Source organism: Bradyrhizobium sp. Arg816 (assembly GCF_029989365.1).
GTDB lineage: Bacteria > Pseudomonadota > Alphaproteobacteria > Rhizobiales > Xanthobacteraceae > Bradyrhizobium.
Genome location: NZ_JAPRAQ010000011.1, coordinates 150922 through 170276, shown reverse-complemented (window position 1 = coordinate 170276; position 19355 = coordinate 150922). Strand labels below are relative to the sequence as shown.

The window sequence follows — 19355 nt, the reverse complement described above, 5'->3', positions numbered from 1 at the left end:
GGGCCGCTGAAGAGGCGGCCACCTCAGGGTGACGGTGATGGATTGAGCCAAGCTCAAAAGAATCGGCGGCCAGAAGGCCGCCGATCACATCGCGCAATTCAAGCAGCCACTAACCCGCCGGGCCCGCGTCCTCCAGGATCGGGCCGAATAGCTCCCAGCGTTCGCCGTTGAACTTCATCATCTGAAGCTGCTTGTTGACGCGGTAGTCGGTCGCCGAGGTGTTGGCCTTGATACCGGGCAGCGCGATGTCGCTGGTGACGTCCTTCAGCGACGCTGCCTGCTTCATGACGTTCTCGCGCGTCAGATCGTCACCGCACTGCTTCAACACATGGACCAGGAGCTGGGCTGTGCCATAACCGTAGGTGTTGAAGTTCGAGTCCTTGTCGCCGTCCGGATAGTACTTCGCCATGAAGTCAAAATACTTCTTCAGGCCGGCGTCGTCCTTCCAGGTCGGATCGAGCGGTTCCTTGCCGTAGTTGACGCTGATCAGGCCCTTGGCCGCATCAAGGCCTGCCGGCTTCAGCACCGCACCGACCGAGGTGGCGTTGATGTCGACGATCTGGATCGGATGCCAGCCCATTTCGGCGATCTTCTTGATCGCCTGTGCGGCCTGCTTCGGCGTTGTGGCGCTGAAGAACAAATCGGCGCCGGCGTCCTTGATCTTGAGGATCTGCGAGTCGACCGTGGGATCGGACACCTCGTAGGACGCTTCGGTCACGATCATCTTGGCGGCCTTGTCGCCGAGGCCGGCCTTGATGCCGTTCAGATAGTCCTTGCCGAGGTCGTCGTTCTGATAGAGCACGCCGATCTTGGCGGCCGGATGCTCCTTCAGAATGTACTGGCCGTAGATTCGGCCTTCGACGAAGTAGTTGGGATTGTAGCCCATGGTCCATGGAAAGTTCTTCGGATCGGTCAACCGCGAGGCGCCGGTCGCTGCGAACAGCTGCGGCACCTTCTTGGAATTGAGATATTTCTGGACGGCCGCGTTCACGGGCGTGCCGATGATTTGGAAAGTCAGAAGCACCTCGTCGCTCTCGACGAGCTTGCGGATCTGCTCCACGGCTTTCGGCGGCGAATAGGCGTCGTCATACTGGATCAAATTGATCTTGCGACCATTGATGCCGCCCTGGTCGTTGATCATCTTGAAATAGGCGGCCTGGGTCTTGCCGATCGACGAATAGGCCGACGCCGGTCCCGAAAACGGCATGGTCTGTCCGACCTTGATCTCGGTGTCGCTGGCGCCCGGATCATATTTTTTCTGGGCACTGGCCGCGGTGACCGACAGCGCCAGGGTCAGCGCCGTTGCCGTGGCCAGATGCAGCATTCCATTCCTCATTCGCAATTTCCTCAGTTTGTTATTGCCGATGATCTGCCCGGGTGCGCTTGCGCACAGGACGTCACCGCTGAGGGCGATTGTGGATGAGGCGTTGCTGCAACGCAAGGTGGGTGGAGACGCGCAGTTCGTAGGGTGGGTCAGTCTTGCGGCTGCGCGAAGCGCAGTCCGCCAGGCGTAACCCACCACTTCTGTTGCCACGGATGTCGAAGGGTGGATTACGCCGAGCAGATGCGCTTTGCGCATCTGCAGGGCTAATCCACCCTACGCAGTTACTAACCCGCGGGGCCGTTGTCCTCGATGATCGGGCCGAATAGCTCCCAACGCTCGCCGTTGAACTTCATCATCTGCATCTGCTTGTTGACGCGATAATCGTTCGGCCCGGTGTTGATCTTGATGCCGGGCAGCGCGAAGCTCGGGGTGAAGTCCTTGATGTTGGCGACCTGTTTCATCACGTTCTCACGCGACAGGTCGTCGCCGCACTGTTTCAGCACCTGCGTCAGCAACTCGGCGACCGAATAAGCATAGGTGTTGACCGTGTTGAGCTTGTCGCCTTCGGGGAAATACTTGTCCATGAAGGCGAAGAACGCTTTCACGCCCGGATCGTCCTTCCACTGCGGATCACTCGGCTCCTTGCCGTATTGGGTCGAGATGATGCCCTTGGAGATGTCGAGGCCGGCCGGCTTCAGCGTCGCCGAGATCGGGCTCGCATTGATGTCGAGGATGTGCACCGGCGTCCAGCCGAGCTCGGCCACCTTCTTGATGGCCTGCGCCGCGAACTTCGGCGTCGACGCATCGTAGAAAAGATCAGCGCCGAGCGACTTCAGCTTGACCACCTGCGAGTCGACGGTCGGGTCGGTGACCTCGTAGGACACCTCGCCGACGATCATGCCGGCGGCCTTGTCGCCGAGGCCGCTCTTGAGGCCGGCGAGATAGTCGCGGCCCATGTCGTCGTTCTGGTAGAGCACGCCGATCTTGGCATTGGGGTGATTGGCGAGAATGTACTTGGCGTAGATGCGTCCCTCAGACACGTAGTTGGGATTATAGGCGATGGTCCAGGGATAGTTCTGCGGATCGTTGAAGCGTGCGGCGCCGGTGGAGGCCAGCAGCTGCGGGATCTTCTTGCCGTTAAGATATTTTTGCACGGCGGCGTTCGCGGCCGTGCCGATGATCTGGAAGGTGAACAGCACTTCGTCGCCTTCGACGAGCTTGCGCACCTGCTCGACCGTCTTCGGCGGCGAATAGGCGTCGTCATACTGGATCAAATTGATCTTGCGGCCGTTGATACCGCCCTGATCGTTGATCATCTTGAAATAGGCGGCCTGGGTCTTGCCGATATTGGCGTAGACGGAATAGGCGCCGGAGAACGGCACGGTCTGGCCGATCTTGATCTCGGTGTCGGTCGCGCCGGTGTCATATTTCTTCTGGGCGAGGGCTTGGCTGGCGGAGAACGCGAAGGCGAGCGCCGCCGTGGCAGCTATGAAGGCTCTGCGATTGTTCATCTTGGTTGTTCCTCCTGACGGAATTTCCGGTCGACGGTCTTTTCCCGTTGATTGCAACGGTCGCCATCGCTGTCGGAGAGTGTGGAGGAAGGTCCGGCGCCGCGCAAGGATCGCGACGCTGCGCCGTAGCGTCTCAGGTCAAGAGGATCAGGTCAGAAGCAGCGCAACCAGCGCGATCGCCGCCGGCAGCGCCTGCACGAGCAGGATGCGGGTGCTGACGGTCGCCGCGCCGTAGGCGCCGGCCACGATCACGCAGAGCAGGAAGAATGCCTTGATCTGGAACGCGAAGGCAGGGTTGCCGTGGACGAGGCCCCAGATCAGGCCGGCGGCGAGGAAGCCGTTATAGAGCCCTTGGTTGGCCGCCAGCACCTTCGTGATCTCGGCCTTTTCAGGCGTATTGCGGAATGTCTTCAAGCCAAGCGGCTTGTCCCAGAGAAACATCTCCAGGATCAGGAAGTAGGCGTGAAGTGCGGCGACCAGCGCCACCAGGATATTGGTGATCAGAATCAAGTTGAGCCCCCCAAAGCGTCAGCTTTCGGGTGGACGTTAGCACGGCCGGCATGGCAAGTGCGATGGCGTGTTTCGATGGCCTGGTGTCGCAATGCCCGTTCGATCAACCAAACCGCCTGAACGATTCGGCCTCGATCGCCTGACGACGCCGATCGGGATCGCGTTGCTCGTCACCGATGCCGAGGGTGCGCTGCGCGCGCTCGACTGGGAAGACTACGAGCCCCGCATGCGCGAGCTGTTGCGCCTGCACTACGGCGCCGTGGACCTGGTTGATCGGTCCGCGCCGGCGGCGATGAAGACCGCGCTGTCAGCATATTTCGAAGGCGATCTCGGCCAGCTCTCGGGCGTCGCATGGCGCATCGCCGGCACGCCGTTCCAGCAGAAGGTCTGGACCGCGTTGGCAAAGATCCCTGCCGGCACCACGATGAGCTATGGCACGCTGGCCGCAAGGATCGATATGCCCAAAGCCATTCGCGCCGTCGGTCATGCCAACGGCTCCAACCCGATCAGCGTGGTGCTGCCCTGTCACCGCCTGATCGGCGCCGACGGCTCGCTGGTGAAATATGGCGGTGGCCTCGAGCGCAAGCGCTGGCTGCTCAGACATGAGGGGGTTGAGGTCTGAGCCGAAGCGTCACGTACTATTGGGGTTGATCCTCGGAGTTCCCTGTTTCCAGGCAACCCATTCTTCCGCGTCTTGAAGCGAGACGAAATCAGCGATCGGAATGTCGGTAAGGTCGGCACGACGTTCGATCGCGCGCCGTCCGCCCTGTTCGAGTCGTTGGATGATGAAAGACTCGACCGGAAGAAAATCAGCCATGGGTCAACAATCATTTTGGGACCGAGAGATTGGCCTCACGCCGCCGGTGCAGCAACCGCCTTGTCGCCGGCCATCACGTGGGTCAGCGCGCTCTTGATTGCGGACTGGCGCGTCGGCGCGTTGATCTGTGCGCCCAGGAGGTCAGTGACGTAGAACACGTCGCGGGCGCGCTCGCCGAAGGTCGCGACATGGGCCGAGGCGATGTTCAGATTGAGCTTCGAGATCGCTGTGGTCAGCTCGTAGAGCAGGCCGGGGCGGTCGAGGCCGGAGACCTCGATCACCGTGTAGCGGTCGGACCACTGGTTGTTGATGGTCACTTCCGGCTCGATCACGAACGGCCGCGCCTTGCTGCGCACGGTGCGCCGCGCCACCACTTCGGGCAGACGCAGCTTGCCTTCCAGCACGTCCTCGATCATCTCGCCGATGCGCGTGGCGCGCCGGCCCTCGTCCTCGTCGCGGTCGTATTCCCTGGAGATCGAGATCGTGTCGAGCGCGCGGCCGTCGGTCGTGGTGTAGATCTGCGCGTCGACGATGTTGGCGCCGGCCGAGGCGCAGGCGCCGGCGATGATCGAGAGCAGCCAGGGATGGTCGGCGGCGAAGATCGTCAGCTCGGTGACGCCGCGCACCTCGTCGAAACCGACATTGATCGCGAGCTTGTGGCCGGCCTGTTCGCTGGAGCGGACGAAGCGGGCATGGCGAATCTTTCGCGGCAGCTCGACCTTGAGCCAATAGGCGGGATAGTGCCGGCCGATATAGGCATCGAGCTCGTCCGCCGGCCACTCGGCGAAGGCCATGCGGAATTCGGCGTAGGCGGCCGTCAGGCGCTTGCCGCGGTCGACTTCCGAGAAGCCGCCGGTCAGCACCGGTTCGGTCTCATAATACAGAGAGCGCAGCAGCTGCGCCTTCCAGCCGTTCCACACGCCCGGGCCGACGCCGCGGATATCGGCGGTGGTCAGGATCGTGAGCAATTTCATCTGCTCGACCGACTGCACCACGGCGGCGAAGTTCTCGATGGTCTTGCGGTCGGAGAGGTCGCGTGACTGCGCGACCGTGGACATCGTCAGATGCTCCTCGATCAGCCAGGCCACGAGCTCGGTGTCGGCCGCGCTGAAGCCGAGCCGCGGGCACAGCCGGCGCGCCACCTTGGCGCCCGCGATCGAGTGATCCTCCGGCCGTCCCTTGGCGATGTCGTGCAGCAGCGTCGTGATGTAGATCACCGCACGGTGCTCGGGCCGGATCTTGCGGAAGAGATCGCTGGCGAGCGTGAACTCCTCGAAGCCGCCGCGCTCGATGTCCTGCAGGAAGCCGACGCAGCGGATCAGATGCTCGTCGACGGTGTAGTGATGATACATGTTGAACTGCATCATCGAGACGATCTTGCCAAAGGCGCGGATGAAATGGCCGAGCACGCCGGTCTCGTTCATCCGCCGCAGCACGATCTCGGCGTTGTCCGAGGTCAGGATCTCCATGAACAGCCGGTTGGCTTCCGGGTTCTCGCGCAGCTGCGCGTTGATCAGTCCGAGCGAGCGCGTCACGTCGCGCATCGCGTCCGGATGGAAGGCGAGGTTGTTCTTCTGCGCCAGGCGGAAGATCCGGATCAAATTGACCGGATCGTGCTTGAACACGTCGGGCGCGGCGACGTTGATGCGGTTGTTGTCGACGAGGAAGTCGTCGCTGTCGGGGACGCGGCGCTTCGCGGGGGCGGGGCGCAGCCGCGCCATCATCCGGCTCAGCACCGGCGCGGGCTTGGCCTGCTGGTCCTCGAGCTTGGCGCAGAGGATGGCGGTGAGGTTGCCCACTTCCTTGGCGACCAGGAAGTAGTGCTTCATGAAGCGCTCGACGTCCTGCATGCCGGGATGCGAGGTGTAGCCGAGCCGGACCGCGATCTCGCGCTGGAGATCGAAGGAGAGGCGCTCCTCCGCGCGGCCGGAGTAGAAGTGCAGATTGCAGCGCACCGACCAGAGGAAGTCGGCGCAGCGGCGAAACGTGCGGTATTCCTGCGCGTCGAACACGCCGCGCTCGACCAGCTCGTCGGTATCACGGACGCGGTAGACGTATTTGGCGATCCAGAACAGCGTGTGCAGGTCGCGCAGGGCGCCCTTGCCGTCCTTGACGTTGGGCTCGACCAGGTAGCGCGACTGGCCGCCGCGGCGATGGCGCTCCTCGCGCTCGGCGAGCTTTGCGGTGACGAATTCGGATGCCGTGCCCTGCACCACGTCCTTGTCGAAGCGCGCGACCAATTCGTCATAGAGCGGCTGGTCGCCGGTCAGGAAGCGCGTTTCCAGGATCGCGGTGCGGATGGTCATGTCGCCGCGCGCCTGCCGGATCGATTCATCGACCGAGCGCGTGGCGTGTCCGACCTTCAGCCCCATGTCCCAGAGACAGTAGAGAATGGCCTCAGCCACCTGCTCGCCCCAGGCGGTCTGCTTGTAGGGCAGGATGAACAAGAGATCGATGTCGGATTCCGGCGCCATCAGGCCGCGGCCATAGCCGCCGGTCGCGACCACCGCCATGCGCTCCGCGCCGCTCGGGATCGGCGAGCGGTAGAGATGGCGGGTCGCCGCCGAATACAGGATGCGGATGATCTCGTCCTGCACGTGGCACAGCCGCTCGGCGCAGCGCCTTCCATGACGGTCCTTCAGCAGGATCGCCTGCGCCGCGGCGCGCGCCGCGATCAGCTCGGCCTTGAGCAATTGCGCCATGGCCGTGCGGAACGTGTCCTCACGTCCCTGATGCTTCTCGGCAAGCGCATCGACCGCGGCGGTGATCCGCGCGGTGTCGAAGCGATCGTCCACCTCTGGCTTGTGCTCAGTCGTGACGCTGTCCATGTCTCACCGGATATAAGAGGTGACAGGCGCTGTCACCCGCCATTCTCTGGCAATAGTCGTTCCATGCTGGAAAAGCCCCGCTTTGAGCAAATCTGTTCTCAGCCGACGGGCTTTCGGGATAGCGATTTTCTCGTTGACCTCTAGAAATAACTCATTGAAAAACAATGAAGTTTTTGAGGAGGCTGGGCATGACCGGGATTACGCGACGCATTCTGTTGGCGGGGGCTGTTGCGCTCGCCATGACCCCTGCGGCACGGGCGGCGGATCCGCTCAAGGAAATCCGCATCGACTGGGCGACCTACAATCCAGTGTCGATGGTCCTGAAGCAGAAGGGTCTGCTGGAGAAGGAATTCGCCAAGGACGGCATCAGCATCATTTGGGTGCAGTCGGCCGGCTCCAACAAGGCGCTAGAATTCCTCAACGCCGGCTCGATCGATTTCGGCTCGACCGCGGGCTCGGCGGCGCTGGTGGCGAAGATCAACGGGAACCCGATCAAGTCGATCTACGTCTATTCGCGCCCTGAGTGGACCGCGCTGGTGACGGCCAAGGACTCCAAGATCGCGAGCGTTGCCGATCTCAAGGGCAAGCGCGTCGCGGTGACGCGCGGCACCGATCCGCACATCTTCCTGGTGCGCGCGCTGCTCGGTGCAGGCCTGACTGAAAAGGATATCACGCCGGTGCTGCTCCAGCACGCCGACGGCAAGACCGCGCTGATCCGCGGTGACGTCGACGCCTGGGCCGGCCTCGATCCGATGATGGCGCAGGCCGAGGTCGAGGAAGGTGCAAAACTGTTCTATCGCAAGGCGGATGCCAACACCTGGGGTATCCTCAATGTGCGCGAGCAGTTTTTGAAAGACTACCCGGACGCCGCCCGCCGCGTGCTCGCGGTGTATGAAGAGGCGCGCAAATATTCGCTGGCGAATTACGATGATCTCAAGAAGACTTTCATCGCCGTGACCAAGCTGCCGGACGCCGTCGTCGACAAGCAGCTCAAGGAGCGCACCGAGCTCACCCACAGCCGCATCGGCGCACCCCAGCGCGAGTCGATCCTCGCCGCCGGCCTTGCCCTCCAGCAGGCCGGCGTCGTCGATGCCAAGGTCGACGTGAAGGCGACGCTGGATGCCCTGATTGACGACCAGGTCCCGCTGCCAACGAATTGATCTTCTTACCCTCCCCTGGAGGGGGAGGGTCGATCGCGCGTAGCGCGAGCGGGGTGGGGTGATCTCTCCACACGGATACTGTTCGACGCGGAGAGACCGTCACCCCACCCCGTCTCATGTCTCGCTTCGCTCAACATGAGCCGACCCTCCCCCTCCAGGGGAGGGTAAGAGGCGCCCTTGCATTCCCCGACCAGACGCGCTTCCTACCGGCCATGATCTCCGACGCGCCAGTGCTGCAACAGACCTCGGAACCGGCCGAAAGCGCCGCACCCTCGCGGCTCGCGCGCTATGCGCGGCCGATGTTGGGGATCTTGCTGCCGCTCATCCTCGCGCTCGCCTGGGAGCTCGTGGTCTGGCTCGGCTGGTCCAACGGCCGTCTGGTGCCGCCGCCCTCGCGCGTGTTTGCGACCATCACCGAGCTTGCGCGCTCCGGCGAGCTGGTCCCCCACATCGCCGCAACGCTGTGGCGCGTCGGTCTCGGCTTCGCCTTCGGCGTGATCGCGGGCACCGTGCTCGGTGCCATCTCCGGCTATTGGTCGTTGGCGCGGCGGCTGCTCGATCCGACCGTGCAGGCGCTACGTGCAATCCCTTCGCTGGCCTGGGTGCCGCTGTTCATCCTCTGGCTCGGCATCTTCGAGACCTCCAAGATCGCGCTGATCGCGGTCGGCGTGTTCTTCCCGGTCTATCTCGGCGTGATGGGCGCGATCCTTTCCGTCGATCGCAAGATCGTCGAGGTCGGTCGCACCTTCCGCCTCTCCGGGTTCGCCATGATCCGCCGCATCCTGCTGCCTGCGGTGCTGCCGGCCTATGTGGTGTCCTTGCGTGTCGGCCTTGGCCTGGGCTGGATGTTCGTGGTGGCGGCCGAGCTGATCGGCGCTTCCGAAGGCCTCGGCTATCTCCTGCTCGACGGCCAGCAGCTCGGCAAGCCCGCGCAGATTTTGGCCGCGATCGTGATCTTCGCCATCCTCGGCAAGCTCACCGACTGGCTGATCGAGGTCGCGGCCGCGCCGTTCCTGCGCTGGCAGGACGCCTTTGGGCGCGCGAAGGGAGCGTAACGTGATGCTGGCGCTCGACCGGGTCAGCAAGACCTATCCCAACGGCGTGCAGGCGCTGGCGCGCTTCTCCGCCGAGATCAAACAGGGCGAGATCGTCGCCATCATCGGCGGCTCCGGCTGCGGCAAGTCCACGCTCTTGCGCGCCATTGCCGGCCTCGACAGCGCGAGCGCAGGCACGGTGACGCTCGACAGCGAGGCAATCGGTTCGCCGCACGCAAAAATCGGCATCATCTTCCAGGAGCCGCGGCTTTTGCCCTGGCTCAGCGTCGCCGACAATATCGGCTTCGGCCTTGCCGACCTGCCCGCGGCCGAGCGGCGCGAGAAGGTGGCGCGCGCGCTCGCTCGCGTCGGCCTCGCCGACAAGGCGCAGGCCTGGCCGCGCGAGCTCTCGGGCGGGCAGGCGCAGCGTGTCGCGATTGCACGTGCGCTGGTGCCGCAGCCGGAAGTGCTGCTGCTCGACGAGCCGTTCTCGGCGCTCGACGCCTTCACCCGCAGGGATCTCCAGGATCATCTGCTCGACCTCTGGGCCGACACGCGGCCGACGCTCATCCTCGTCACACATGACGTCGACGAGGCCGTGGTGCTGGCCGATCGCGTTTTGGTGATGCGGCCGCGGCCGGGCCGGCTGTTCGACCAGATCGAGATCAATCTCGGCCGGCCGCGCGACCGCAATTCGCCGCTGTTCGAGAATTTCAAGCGAAGTGTGCTGACGTCACTCGACCGTTCGCTCGATCGCAACGTGCCTGACCGTGACGCAACCCAGGGTCCCGGTCAGGCCATGTGGTGGTGACATTTTCTCTCTGAGCCGGTACATCGAGGGACGATTTTTCCGGGAGAGAACAAGATGGACGCCGCAGCACTGCGCCAGATGCAGGCCCCGATCAAGGAACGCTACAAGACCGATCCCAAGACGGCGATGATCACGCTGAAGGCCAAGGGCTCGACCGACAGCGAAGGCATCGCCTGCAAGGTCGAGACCGGTCGCGCCATCGCGATGGCGGGCCTGCATCCCGCGACCGGCGGCTCCGGCCTCGAACTCTGCTCCGGCGACATGCTGCTCGAAGCCTTGGTCGCCTGCGCCGGCGTCACGCTGAAATCGGTCGCGACCGCCATCGAGATCCCGCTCAAGACCGGCAACGTCTATGCCGAAGGCGATCTCGATTTCCGCGGCACGCTCGGCGTCGACAAGGAGACCCCGGTCGGCTTCGCCGAGATCCGCCTGCGCTTCGAGGTCGACACCGACGCACCGCAGGACAAGCTCGATCTCCTGCTCAAACTCACCGAGCGCTATTGCGTGGTCTACCAGACCATCAAGAACGGCCCGAAGGTTTCGGTGTCGATGCAGCGGATCTAAGGTTCTTACCCTCCCCTGGAGGGGGAGGGTCGATCGCGCGCAGCGCGAGCGGGGTGGGGTGACGGTCTCTCAACGTCGCACACTGCCCGTGTTGAGAGATCACCCCACCCCGTCTCGCACCGCTGACGCGCTGCGAACCGACCCTCCCCCTCCAGGGGAGGGTAAAGAGCACCGCGCGGAATGCCCCCCGAGCTCCACTTCATCATCCTCCTCGTCCTGCGCATGGCGATCGCCGCGGCATTCGTCGTGTCAGCGTCGTTCATTGCCGAGCGCACCGGTCCGGTGATCGGCGGACTGGTGGCGACCTTGCCGATCTCGGCCGGTCCTTCCTACGTCTTCCTCGCGCTCGACCACGACGCCGCCTTCATCGCGCAAGGCGCGCTGTCGAGCCTTCCGGTCAACGCGGCGACGATCTTCATGGGGCTCACCTATGTCGTACAGGCGCAGCGGCACAGTTTTCCGGCGAGCGTCGGCAGTGCGGTCGCGGTGTGGATCGTGCTGGCCTCCATCATCCGTCTGTTCGACTGGACCTTGACGGCGGGACTTGCCGTGAATCTGGTCGCCTTCGGCATCTGCATTCCGCTGCTCGCAAAATATCGCCATGTGAAGATGCCGCTGGTGACACGCCGATGGTACGACATCCCGTTCCGCGCCTCGCTGGTCGCGACGCTGGTTGCGATCGTGGTCTCGACCTCGGGCTGGGTCGGCCCGCGGGTGAGCGGCGTCATCGCGCTCTATCCGATCGTGTTCACCAGCATGATGGTGATCCTGCACCCGCGCATCGGCGGACCGCCGACCGCCGCCGTCCTCGCCAACTCCGCCTGGGGCCTGCTCGGCTTCGGTCTGGCAATTGCGGTGCTGCACGTCGCCGTCACGCAGTTCGGCTCGGCGATCGGCTTGAGTTGCGCGCTCGCCACCTGCATCGGCTGGAACCTGACGCTGTGGCGGATGGGACGGCGGAAGAGGGCGATGCATCAGCCGCGCCGCGCGTCGTAGGGCGAGGTACGCTACGCTTGGGACCTCAGCCCTGCGTCAGGATAGTTAGTTACCGGGGCGGGCAGACCCGCTAAACTGGCAACAGAGCAAGATCGGGGCGTGTGGTGGAGGGATTGTACAAGGTCGAATACGATATCAACGACGGCTCCGGCCGCAGCGTGCTGTACGCCCATGCCGGGAAAATGCTTGGCGGCAACACGGCCTTCGCGCACTTCGGCACCTACGAGATTGTGGACGGCGAAATCGTCGCCAGGCTTCGGACGAAGCGCCACAGCCGATCGCCGCAGCACAGGTCGCTGGTTAGTTCCGACGCCGTCACAATCAGCTTTCGCGGTCGACAGCTGGGCAAGCTCTACCGCTTCGAGGGAGAAGTGGTCGAGGACGCCTCGGTGTTTCGCGCCGTGATGACGCCGCTCGGCGACGATGACGTTCCGCCGCCCGGTGCGGTGGGCGACGGCGGCATCGTCAGCGGACTCTATTCGATCGACACCCGGATGCTTGATGGAATTACCGGTGGCCATACCGGCGTGATGTTGCTGCGCGACGGCCGCATCCTCGGCGGCGATGCCTTCTTCTATTATCTCGGCGCCTATTCGTCGGCGAACGGTCGCTGGAAGGGCGAATTCGTCAATCAGGAACACACGCCGGCGAAGAGCGAGCATCCCTTGTTCGGTGGCTATGAGGTGGGGATCGGCTTCTCCGGCCGCTGCGATGACAAGGGCGCCGAAATGGAAGCGACCGCGCTTGCCGGCAAGCGCAGCATCCGCCTCGCCGCCACCTTGAAGCTGATCGAGCCGTTCGCCAGGGCGGGCCGCTGACGGCCAGTACGCCGGCGAACACGTCGCGGGAACTACTTCGGCAGCTTGGCCTTCAGCGCATAGAGCGCGTCCAGCGCCTCGCGCGGGGACATCTCGTCGGGGTGCAGGCCCTTCACCGCTTCCATCAGGAGCTCGGCTTCGCTTGGCGGCGCGGCTTCCGCGGCGGCGCGCGAGGGCACGGCGAACAGCGGCAGATCGTCGGCCAGCGCCCGGGCGGTCTGGCCGCGATCCTGGGCCTCGAGTTTTGCCAGCACCGATTTGGCGCGCGTGATCACCGCCGGCGGCAGGCCGGCGAGCTTGGCGACCTGGATGCCGTAGGAGCGGTCGGCCGAGCCCGGCAGCACCTCGTGCAGGAACACGACATTGCCCTGCCATTCCTTCACCCGCACCGTCGCGTTGAACATCCGCGGGAGCTTTGCCGAGAGCGCGGTCAGCTCGTGATAATGCGTGGCGAACAGCGTGCGGCAGCGGTTGCTCTCGTGCAGATGCTCGATCGCGGCCCAGGCGATGGAGAGGCCGTCGAACGTTGCGGTGCCGCGGCCGATCTCGTCGAGGATCACGAGCGCACGCTCGCCGGCCTGGTTCAGGATTGCTGCGGTCTCGACCATCTCCACCATGAAGGTGGAACGGCCGCGCGCGAGATCGTCGGCGGCGCCGACGCGCGAGAACAGGCGGTCGATGATGCCGATCCGCGCGCGCGTCGCCGGCACGAAGCTGCCGATCTGCGCCAGGAGCGCGATCAGCGCGTTCTGGCGCAGGAAGGTCGATTTACCGGCCATGTTGGGACCGGTGAGCAGCCAGAGCTGGCCGGACTTTTGCGCGGGTGTTGGCGAGAGATCGCAGGCATTGGCAATGAATGGCTCGCCATTGCGCTTCAAGGCCTGCTCGACCACGGGATGGCGGCCGGCCTCGATCGCAAAGCCGAGGGAGTCATCCACGTCAGGCCGCACGTAATTGTCGTCGATCGCGAGCTTGGCCAGCGAGGTCGCAACGTCGAGCAGCGCGAAGGCATGGGCGGCGGCGCGCAGATCGTCGCTGATATCAAGCGCCTTCGCGGACAGCCGCTCGAAGATCTCGAGCTCGAGTCCGAGCGCGCGGTCGCCGGCATTGGCGATCTTGGCTTCGATCTCGCCGAGCTCCGAGGTCGTGAAGCGCACCTGTCCGGCCAGCGTCTGGCGATGGATGAAGGTCGCATTCAGCGGCGCCGACATCAGCTTGTCGCCGTGCTGCGCGGTGACCTCGACGAAATAGCCGAGCACGTTGTTGTGCCGGATCTTGAGGCCCTTGACGCCGGTATGATCGGCGTAGCGCGCCTGCATCGAGGCCACCACGAGGCGCGAGGCGTCACGCAGGCTTCGGGTTTCGTCGAGCGCGGGCTCGTAGCCCTGGCGCACGAAGCCGCCGTCGCGCTTGATCAGCGGCAGCTGCTCGTCCAGCGCGCTGGCAAATTCGGATGCGAGCTCGCGCGACGGACGCTGCAAGGCCGCCATCACCACCGCGATCTCCTGCGGCGGCTGGTCGAGCTCGGAAAGCCGCGCCAGCACCTGGTCGGCGGCGATGATGCCGTCGCGCAGGCCGGCAAGGTCGCGCGGTCCGCCGCGGCCGACTGAAAGACGGGCCAGCGCCCGCGACATGTCGGGCGCGCCGCGCAGGATGCTGCGGATGTCTTCACGCGCAGCGGAGTCCGCAACGAAGGCGCTGACGGCATCGAGCCGCCGCGCGATTGCGGGCGCGTCCGTCAGCGGCGCCGCGAGCCGCTGCGCCAGCAGGCGCGAGCCGGCCGAGGTCACCGTGCAGTCGATGGCGTCGAGCAGCGAGCCGCGGCGTTCGCCGGCGAGCGTTCGCGTCAGTTCGAGATTGGCGCGGGTGGCCGGATCGATCGCCATGGTCGCGCCCGAGGCCTCGCGCGCGGGTGGCGACAGCGGCGGATGCTTGCCGACTTGGGTGCGGTCGACATAGGTGACGGCTGCTGCTGCTGCCGTAGCCTCCAGCCGCGTCAGTTGCGCCAGCCCGTCCATGGTCGCGACGGCGAAATAATCGCACAGGCGTTTTTCCGCGGTGGCGCCGTCGAAGACGTCGCGGGTCAGCGGTGTCACCGCCGGCAGCTCGCGCAAGGTCTGTCCGAGCTCGCTGTCATTGTAGAGCGCGTCGGTGACGATCGCCTCGTTCGGATTGATGCGCGCCAGCGTCGCGACGAGTTCGCCGCTAGAGCATTCCATCACCGTGAATTCGGCGGTCGAGATGTCGATCCAGGCGAGCCCAAAGCGGTCGCCGCCACCGGAGGCGCGGGCGCGCGCGATCGCCAGCAGATAATTATTGGCGCGCGCATCGAGCAGCGTGTCCTCGGTCAGCGTCCCCGGCGTGACCAGCCGCACCACGCCACGGCGCACCACGCTCTTGTTGCCGCGCGCTTTCGCCGCGGCGGGATCCTCGGTCTGCTCGCACACCGCGACCCGGTGGCCGGCGCTGATCAGGCGATGCAGATAATCCTCGGAACGTTCGACCGGCACGCCGCACATCGGGATGTCGGCGCCCTGATGCTTGCCGCGCTTGGTCAAGACGATGCCGAGCGTTTTCGACGCGATCTCGGCGTCCTCGAAGAACAGCTCGTAAAAGTCGCCCATCCGGTAGAACAGCAGCAGGCCCTGATGAGCCGCCTTGATTTCAAGGTACTGTTCCATCATCGGCGTGACGCGCGCGATGGCTTCCGCCGGCAGCGTGGGCGCTTCGTCAGGGGGCGGCACAGGTATCGGCTGTTGCATTGTCATGGGCGGCGCAACCTACAAAATTTCGCCTCCTGCTCCTACCGGTTTGGCCGGCGAGGGGAGGTTTTCCACGTTGTCCGCACCGCGGCATGCATTGGCAGCGTGCGCACCCCTCGGAACACGCAAGAAACCGTCAATTGACCTGCCGCGGGCGCCCTCCTAAAACTCCGCGGACATTGAAGAATTTGGGCCGGACCGCGGCATTCAGGGAGAACAACGATGCGTGACGTCTTTATCTGCGATGCCGTGCGGACCCCGATCGGCCGTTTCGGCGGCTCGCTCGCCAAGGTACGCGCCGACGACCTCGCGGCGGCCCCGATCAAGGCGCTGATGGCCAAGCATCCCAATCTCGACTGGGCACAGGTCGATGAAGTCTTCTTCGGCTGCGCCAACCAGGCCGGCGAGGACAACCGCAACGTCGCGCGCATGGCACTGCTGCTTGCGGGCCTGCCGGATTCGGTTCCCGGCCAGACCCTGAACCGGCTCTGTGCCTCCGGCCTGGACGCGGTCGGTGCGGCCGGCCGCGCCATCCGTTCCGGCGAGATCGAGCTTGCGATCGCGGGCGGCGTTGAATCCATGACCCGCGCGCCCTTCGTGATGGGCAAGGCGCAGGAAGCCTTCTCGCGCTCCGCCGAGATTTTTGACACCACCATCGGCTGGCGTTTCATCAATCCGCTGTTGAAGGCGCAGTATGGCGTCGACGCCATGCCGGAGACCGGCGAGAACGTCGCCGAGGAATTCCAGGTCTCGCGCGCTGACCAGGACGCCTTCGCCATCCGTTCGCAGCAGCGCGCGGGCGCGGCGATCGCGGCGGGTTATTTCGCCGAGGAGATCACGCCGATCACCATCCCCGGCGGCAAGGCCGGCCCGATTACGGTCGACAAGGACGAGCATCCGCGCCCGGAAACCACGCTGGAAGGCCTGGCAAAACTGAAGCCGATCGTGCGCAATCCCGGCACTGTGACCGCCGGCAACGCCTCCGGCGTCAATGACGGCGCCGCCGCGATGATCCTGGCCTCTGAAGCCGCCGTGAAGAAGCATGGCCTCACCCCGCGCGCCCGCATCCTCGGCCTCGCCTCGGCTGGCGTGCCGCCGCGCATCATGGGCATCGGCCCGGTGCCGGCGACCCGCAAGCTGATGGAGCGTCTCGGCAAGAAGATCAGCGATTTTGACCTGATCGAGCTCAACGAGGCCTTCGCCTCGCAAGGCATCGCCTGCATGCGCCAGCTCGGCGTTGCCGACGATGCCGATTTCGTCAATCCGCATGGCGGCGCCATCGCGCTCGGCCATCCCCTCGGCATGAGCGGCGCGCGCCTCGCGCTCACCGCCGTCCACGGCATGGAAAAGCGCGGCGGCAAGCTCGCGCTAGCCACCATGTGCGTCGGCGTCGGCCAGGGTGTTGCGGTCGCGATCGAGAAGTTGAACTGAACTCTCTCCTCTCCCTCTCCCCGCTTGCGGGGAGAGGGTTGGGGTGAGGGGGAGTCTCCGCAAGGACGGTGTCAGTCGGATTCGCGGAGAGTCCCCCTCACCCGGAATTTGCTGTCGCAAATTCCGGCCTCTCTCCCCATAGGCGGGGAGAGGCGAAGAGTCCGGGCCGCTCCTGCCACTTGCGCCCGGAACGACCGGATGGTTGGAGATTGCCCCATGATCATCGAGCGCGAGCAGGACGTCACGGCCGCGGCACTGGCGGTGATGGAGCGGACGTCCGATCCGCGGCTGCGCCAGATCATGGTCTCCCTGGTCAAGCATCTGCACGCCTTCGTCCGCGATGTCCGCCTGACTGAGAAGGAGTTCCGGGACGCGACCGCTGTCATCGCCGAGCTCGGCAAGCTCACGACCGATACGCACAACGAAGTCGTGCTGATGGCGGGCTCGCTCGGCGTCTCGCCGCTGGTGTGCCTGCTCAACAACGGCGATCAGGGTAATACCGAAACCGATCAGTCGCTGCTCGGCCCGTTCTGGCGGTTGAACTCGCCGCGGGTCGAGAATGGCGGCTCGATCGTGCGCTCGGAGACGCCGGGCGCGCCGCTGTTCGTCAGCGGCCGCGTCGTCGACAAAGACGGCCGTCCCGTCGCCGGTGCGGAGGTCGATGTCTGGCACGCCTCGCCGGTCGGTCTCTACGAGAACCAGGACCCTGATCAGGCCGACATGAACCTGCGCGGCAAGTTCACGACCGACCAGGATGGGCGCTTCGCCTTCCGCTCGGTGATGATGGTCGGCTATCCCATCCCGACCAATGGCGTGGTCGGCCGCCTGCTCGAGGCGCAGAGCCGGCATCCCTATCGGCCCGCGCATCTGCACGCGCTGGTCTTCAAGCCCGGATTCAAGGTGCTGATCTCGCAGGTCTACGACCCCGCCGACCCGCATATCGACAGCGACGTGCAGTTCGGGGTGACGCAGGCGCTGATCGGCAAGTTCCAACGCCATGACACGCCGCATCCGACCGCGCTCGACGTCGCGACGCCCTGGTATTCGCTCGACCACACCTACCGGCTGGAGGCCGGTGAGGCCGTGCTGCCGCGTCCGCCGATCAAATAGGGCGGTCCTGCCGGGCGCAGGACGCCTGCCAAACCCGCTTCCCTAGATTAGTTATGTTCTATAATGATCGGGGGAAGCGTTGACCGGCCGGAGCAAAATGGCCGGGGAGGAGTTCGCCAATGACATTCATCTACCCCGTCGACAGCAACAAGGCGCATCCGCTGCCGCTGTCGCCCGAATACAAGAGCTCGATCAAGCGCGCGCCGAACAAGCCCTTGATCCCGATGCGCCACACGCTGTCGGAATTGACCGGCCCGGTCTACGGCCACGAGACCGTGCGCGAGGGCGATGCCGATCTCACCACCCAGCATACCGGCGAGCCGATCGGCGAGCGCATCATCGTGCATGGCCATGTCCGCGACGAGGACGGCCGCGGCGTGCCGAACTCGCTGGTCGAGATCTGGCAGGCCAATTCCTGCGGCCGCTACGTTCACGTCCGCGACCAGCATCCGGCGCCGCTCGATCCGAATTTCACCGGCGCGGGCCGCACCGTGAGCGATGCCGACGGCTACTACCGTTTCGTCACCATCAAGCCCGGCGCCTATCCCTGGGGCAATCACCACAACGCCTGGCGTCCCGCGCATATCCATCTGTCGGTGTTCGGGCATTCCTTCGTCACGCGCCTCGTGACGCAGATGTATTTCCCTGCCGACCCGCTGTTCCCGTTCGACCCGATCTTCAATTCGGTGCCGGACGAAAAGGCGCGGGCGCGGATGGTGTCGTCATTCGACCTCGAGAACACCCAGCCCGAATGGGCGCTGTGCTACCGCTTTGACATCGTGCTGCGCGGCAAGAACGCCACGCCCATGGAGAACCACTAAGGTGCAGGATTCTGTGAAGCCAGACGGGATCACCCCGTCGCAGACCGTCGGTCCGTTCTTCAAATACGGCCTGACGCCGACCGGCGAATACGCCTGGAACGACGCGTTCACCAACTCGACGCTGACGCCCGACGTCACCGGGGATCGCGTCCGCATCGAAGGCCGCGTGTTCGACGGCGACGGCGTCGTGGTGCCCGACGTCATGCTGGAGATCTGGCAGGCGGATGCGCAGGGCCGCTTCGCCGACCCCCAGGACAAGCGCGCGCTGCCCAATGCCAGCTTCCGCGGCTTTGCCCGCTGCGGCACCGACAAGGACGGCAATTATTCCTTCGACACCGTCAAGCCGGGCGCGGTGCCCGATCCCGACGGCAAGCCACAGGCGCCGCACATCGTGCTTGCGGTGTTCGGCCGCGGCATGCTGCGGCATCTCTACACCCGCATCTATTTCAGCGACGAGGCCGGTAACGCCGCCGATCCCGTGCTGGGACTGGTGCCGGCCGATCGACGCGCGACGCTGGTCGCGACGCGCGAGGCGGGGAAGGCGGTCTATCGGCTCGACCTGCGGCTTCAGGGCGACGACGAGACGGTCTTCTTCGACATGTGAGGCAGCAACGCGTGACGGCGATATCGGCGGCCGCCACGCGTTTCTCATCCAGCGCAACTGAGCTGGTTGCCGCGTTGAATCGGGGCTGGGAGGTTTCTCTCCGTGCCGTGAGCCAGTCTCGCTGACTCAAAACCGACTGTTTGACGTCCTGTTTCCGTAATTTTCCGGTGCCCGCGGGATACAATTTCCGCGCGAAGCAATCCCGTGTTTACCGCAGTTGTTTAGGGTCCGTTCGGATTTCGACCTGCGCCATT

At 64.9% G+C, this 19355-nt stretch carries 17 protein-coding genes; 11 read left to right on the top strand and 6 right to left on the bottom strand.

Annotation, left to right across the window (positions count from 1 at the left end):
* Positions 1 to 109 precede the first annotated feature (109 nt).
* From OWC48_RS26180 to OWC48_RS26170, 3 genes are all read right to left on the bottom strand, one after another.
* Positions 110 to 1336, bottom strand: a complete 1227-nt coding sequence (locus tag OWC48_RS26180) for an ABC transporter substrate-binding protein (protein ID WP_282522549.1) — start codon at positions 1334 to 1336, stop codon at positions 110 to 112.
* A 272-nt stretch (positions 1337 to 1608) separates the two neighbouring features.
* A complete protein-coding gene (locus OWC48_RS26175) occupies positions 1609 to 2835 on the bottom strand; it encodes an ABC transporter substrate-binding protein (RefSeq protein WP_282522548.1) in 1227 nt (408 codons plus the stop codon).
* A gap of 147 nt (positions 2836 to 2982) precedes the next feature.
* Positions 2983 to 3339 carry a DUF1304 domain-containing protein gene (locus tag OWC48_RS26170; RefSeq protein WP_282522642.1) on the bottom strand — a complete coding sequence of 119 codons (357 nt, stop codon included), beginning with the start codon at positions 3337 to 3339 and terminating at the stop codon, positions 2983 to 2985.
* A gap of 97 nt (positions 3340 to 3436) precedes the next feature.
* Between OWC48_RS26170 and OWC48_RS26165 the strand changes: the two genes are divergently transcribed.
* Positions 3437 to 3967 carry a methylated-DNA--[protein]-cysteine S-methyltransferase gene (locus OWC48_RS26165; protein WP_282522547.1) on the top strand — a complete coding sequence of 177 codons (531 nt, stop codon included), beginning with the start codon at positions 3437 to 3439 and terminating at the stop codon, positions 3965 to 3967.
* A 9-nt stretch (positions 3968 to 3976) separates the two neighbouring features.
* Here the strand turns inward: OWC48_RS26165 and OWC48_RS26160 are convergent, their stop codons facing one another.
* On the bottom strand, positions 3977 to 4162 hold the full coding sequence (locus OWC48_RS26160; protein ID WP_282522546.1) for a hypothetical protein: 186 nt from the start codon (positions 4160 to 4162) through the stop codon (positions 3977 to 3979).
* Positions 4163 to 4197: 35 nt separating this feature from the next.
* Positions 4198 to 6990: a [protein-PII] uridylyltransferase gene (locus OWC48_RS26155; RefSeq protein WP_282522545.1), complete on the bottom strand. Its 2793-nt coding sequence runs from the start codon at positions 6988 to 6990 to the stop codon at positions 4198 to 4200.
* A gap of 188 nt (positions 6991 to 7178) precedes the next feature.
* Here OWC48_RS26155 and OWC48_RS26150 point away from each other — a divergent pair, with 188 nt between their 5' ends.
* The 6 genes from OWC48_RS26150 to OWC48_RS26125 all read left to right on the top strand — a co-directional run bounded on the left by OWC48_RS26150 (position 7179) and on the right by OWC48_RS26125 (position 12373).
* A complete protein-coding gene (locus tag OWC48_RS26150) occupies positions 7179 to 8150 on the top strand; it encodes an aliphatic sulfonate ABC transporter substrate-binding protein (RefSeq protein WP_282522544.1) in 972 nt (323 codons plus the stop codon).
* Positions 8151 to 8362: 212 nt separating this feature from the next.
* Positions 8363 to 9205 (top strand): ABC transporter permease, encoded by an 843-nt coding sequence (locus OWC48_RS26145; RefSeq protein WP_282522543.1) that lies wholly within the window; start codon positions 8363 to 8365, stop codon positions 9203 to 9205.
* Positions 9206 to 9209: 4 nt separating this feature from the next.
* A complete protein-coding gene (locus tag OWC48_RS26140) occupies positions 9210 to 9995 on the top strand; it encodes an ABC transporter ATP-binding protein (RefSeq protein ID WP_282522542.1) in 786 nt (261 codons plus the stop codon).
* A 54-nt stretch (positions 9996 to 10049) separates the two neighbouring features.
* Entirely contained in the window at positions 10050 to 10559 is a 510-nt protein-coding gene (locus OWC48_RS26135) for an OsmC family protein (RefSeq protein ID WP_014491112.1), read from the top strand.
* Between the two features lie 180 nt (positions 10560 to 10739).
* Entirely contained in the window at positions 10740 to 11555 is an 816-nt protein-coding gene (locus OWC48_RS26130) for a hypothetical protein (protein ID WP_282522541.1), read from the top strand.
* A gap of 101 nt (positions 11556 to 11656) precedes the next feature.
* Complete coding sequence (locus tag OWC48_RS26125) at positions 11657 to 12373, top strand: hypothetical protein (protein ID WP_282522540.1); 717 nt, start codon at positions 11657 to 11659, stop codon at positions 12371 to 12373.
* Between the two features lie 32 nt (positions 12374 to 12405).
* On the opposite strand, the gene mutS is transcribed toward OWC48_RS26125, so the two are convergent.
* Positions 12406 to 15141, bottom strand: a complete 2736-nt coding sequence (mutS, locus tag OWC48_RS26120; protein WP_282522539.1) for a DNA mismatch repair protein MutS — start codon at positions 15139 to 15141, stop codon at positions 12406 to 12408.
* A gap of 216 nt (positions 15142 to 15357) precedes the next feature.
* Here mutS and pcaF point away from each other — a divergent pair, with 216 nt between their 5' ends.
* From pcaF to pcaG, 4 genes are all read left to right on the top strand, one after another.
* The gene (gene pcaF / locus OWC48_RS26115) at positions 15358 to 16566 is read left to right on the top strand and encodes a 3-oxoadipyl-CoA thiolase (protein WP_027542154.1); all 1209 of its coding nucleotides are present in this window, start codon (positions 15358 to 15360) and stop codon (positions 16564 to 16566) included.
* Between the two features lie 216 nt (positions 16567 to 16782).
* Positions 16783 to 17676 (top strand): dioxygenase, encoded by an 894-nt coding sequence (locus tag OWC48_RS26110; protein ID WP_282522538.1) that lies wholly within the window; start codon positions 16783 to 16785, stop codon positions 17674 to 17676.
* Positions 17677 to 17795: 119 nt separating this feature from the next.
* On the top strand, positions 17796 to 18497 hold the full coding sequence (gene pcaH, locus OWC48_RS26105; RefSeq protein WP_282522537.1) for a protocatechuate 3,4-dioxygenase subunit beta: 702 nt from the start codon (positions 17796 to 17798) through the stop codon (positions 18495 to 18497).
* Position 18498: 1 nt separating this feature from the next.
* On the top strand, positions 18499 to 19101 hold the full coding sequence (pcaG, locus tag OWC48_RS26100; protein ID WP_282522536.1) for a protocatechuate 3,4-dioxygenase subunit alpha: 603 nt from the start codon (positions 18499 to 18501) through the stop codon (positions 19099 to 19101).
* Positions 19102 to 19355: the final 254 nt, after the last annotated feature.

Bases quoted from the DNA above. Each gene is read 5' to 3' on its own strand.
- OWC48_RS26180 (WP_282522549.1), bottom strand. From the start codon at position 1,336: ATGAGGAATGGAATGCTGCATCTGGCCACGGCAACGGCGCTGACCCTG.
- OWC48_RS26175 (WP_282522548.1), bottom strand. From the start codon at position 2,835: ATGAACAATCGCAGAGCCTTCATAGCTGCCACGGCGGCGCTCGCCTTC.
- OWC48_RS26165 (WP_282522547.1), top strand. From the start codon at position 3,437: ATGCCCGTTCGATCAACCAAACCGCCTGAACGATTCGGCCTCGATCGC.
- OWC48_RS26160 (WP_282522546.1), bottom strand. From the start codon at position 4,162: ATGGCTGATTTTCTTCCGGTCGAGTCTTTCATCATCCAACGACTCGAA.
- OWC48_RS26155 (WP_282522545.1), bottom strand. From the start codon at position 6,990: ATGGACAGCGTCACGACTGAGCACAAGCCAGAGGTGGACGATCGCTTC.
- OWC48_RS26150 (WP_282522544.1), top strand. From the start codon at position 7,179: ATGACCGGGATTACGCGACGCATTCTGTTGGCGGGGGCTGTTGCGCTC.
- OWC48_RS26145 (WP_282522543.1), top strand. From the start codon at position 8,363: ATGATCTCCGACGCGCCAGTGCTGCAACAGACCTCGGAACCGGCCGAA.
- OWC48_RS26140 (WP_282522542.1), top strand. From the start codon at position 9,210: ATGCTGGCGCTCGACCGGGTCAGCAAGACCTATCCCAACGGCGTGCAG.
- OWC48_RS26135 (WP_014491112.1), top strand. From the start codon at position 10,050: ATGGACGCCGCAGCACTGCGCCAGATGCAGGCCCCGATCAAGGAACGC.
- OWC48_RS26130 (WP_282522541.1), top strand. From the start codon at position 10,740: ATGCCCCCCGAGCTCCACTTCATCATCCTCCTCGTCCTGCGCATGGCG.
- mutS (WP_282522539.1), bottom strand. From the start codon at position 15,141: ATGACAATGCAACAGCCGATACCTGTGCCGCCCCCTGACGAAGCGCCC.
- pcaF (WP_027542154.1), top strand. From the start codon at position 15,358: ATGCGTGACGTCTTTATCTGCGATGCCGTGCGGACCCCGATCGGCCGT.
- OWC48_RS26110 (WP_282522538.1), top strand. From the start codon at position 16,783: ATGATCATCGAGCGCGAGCAGGACGTCACGGCCGCGGCACTGGCGGTG.
- pcaH (WP_282522537.1), top strand. From the start codon at position 17,796: ATGACATTCATCTACCCCGTCGACAGCAACAAGGCGCATCCGCTGCCG.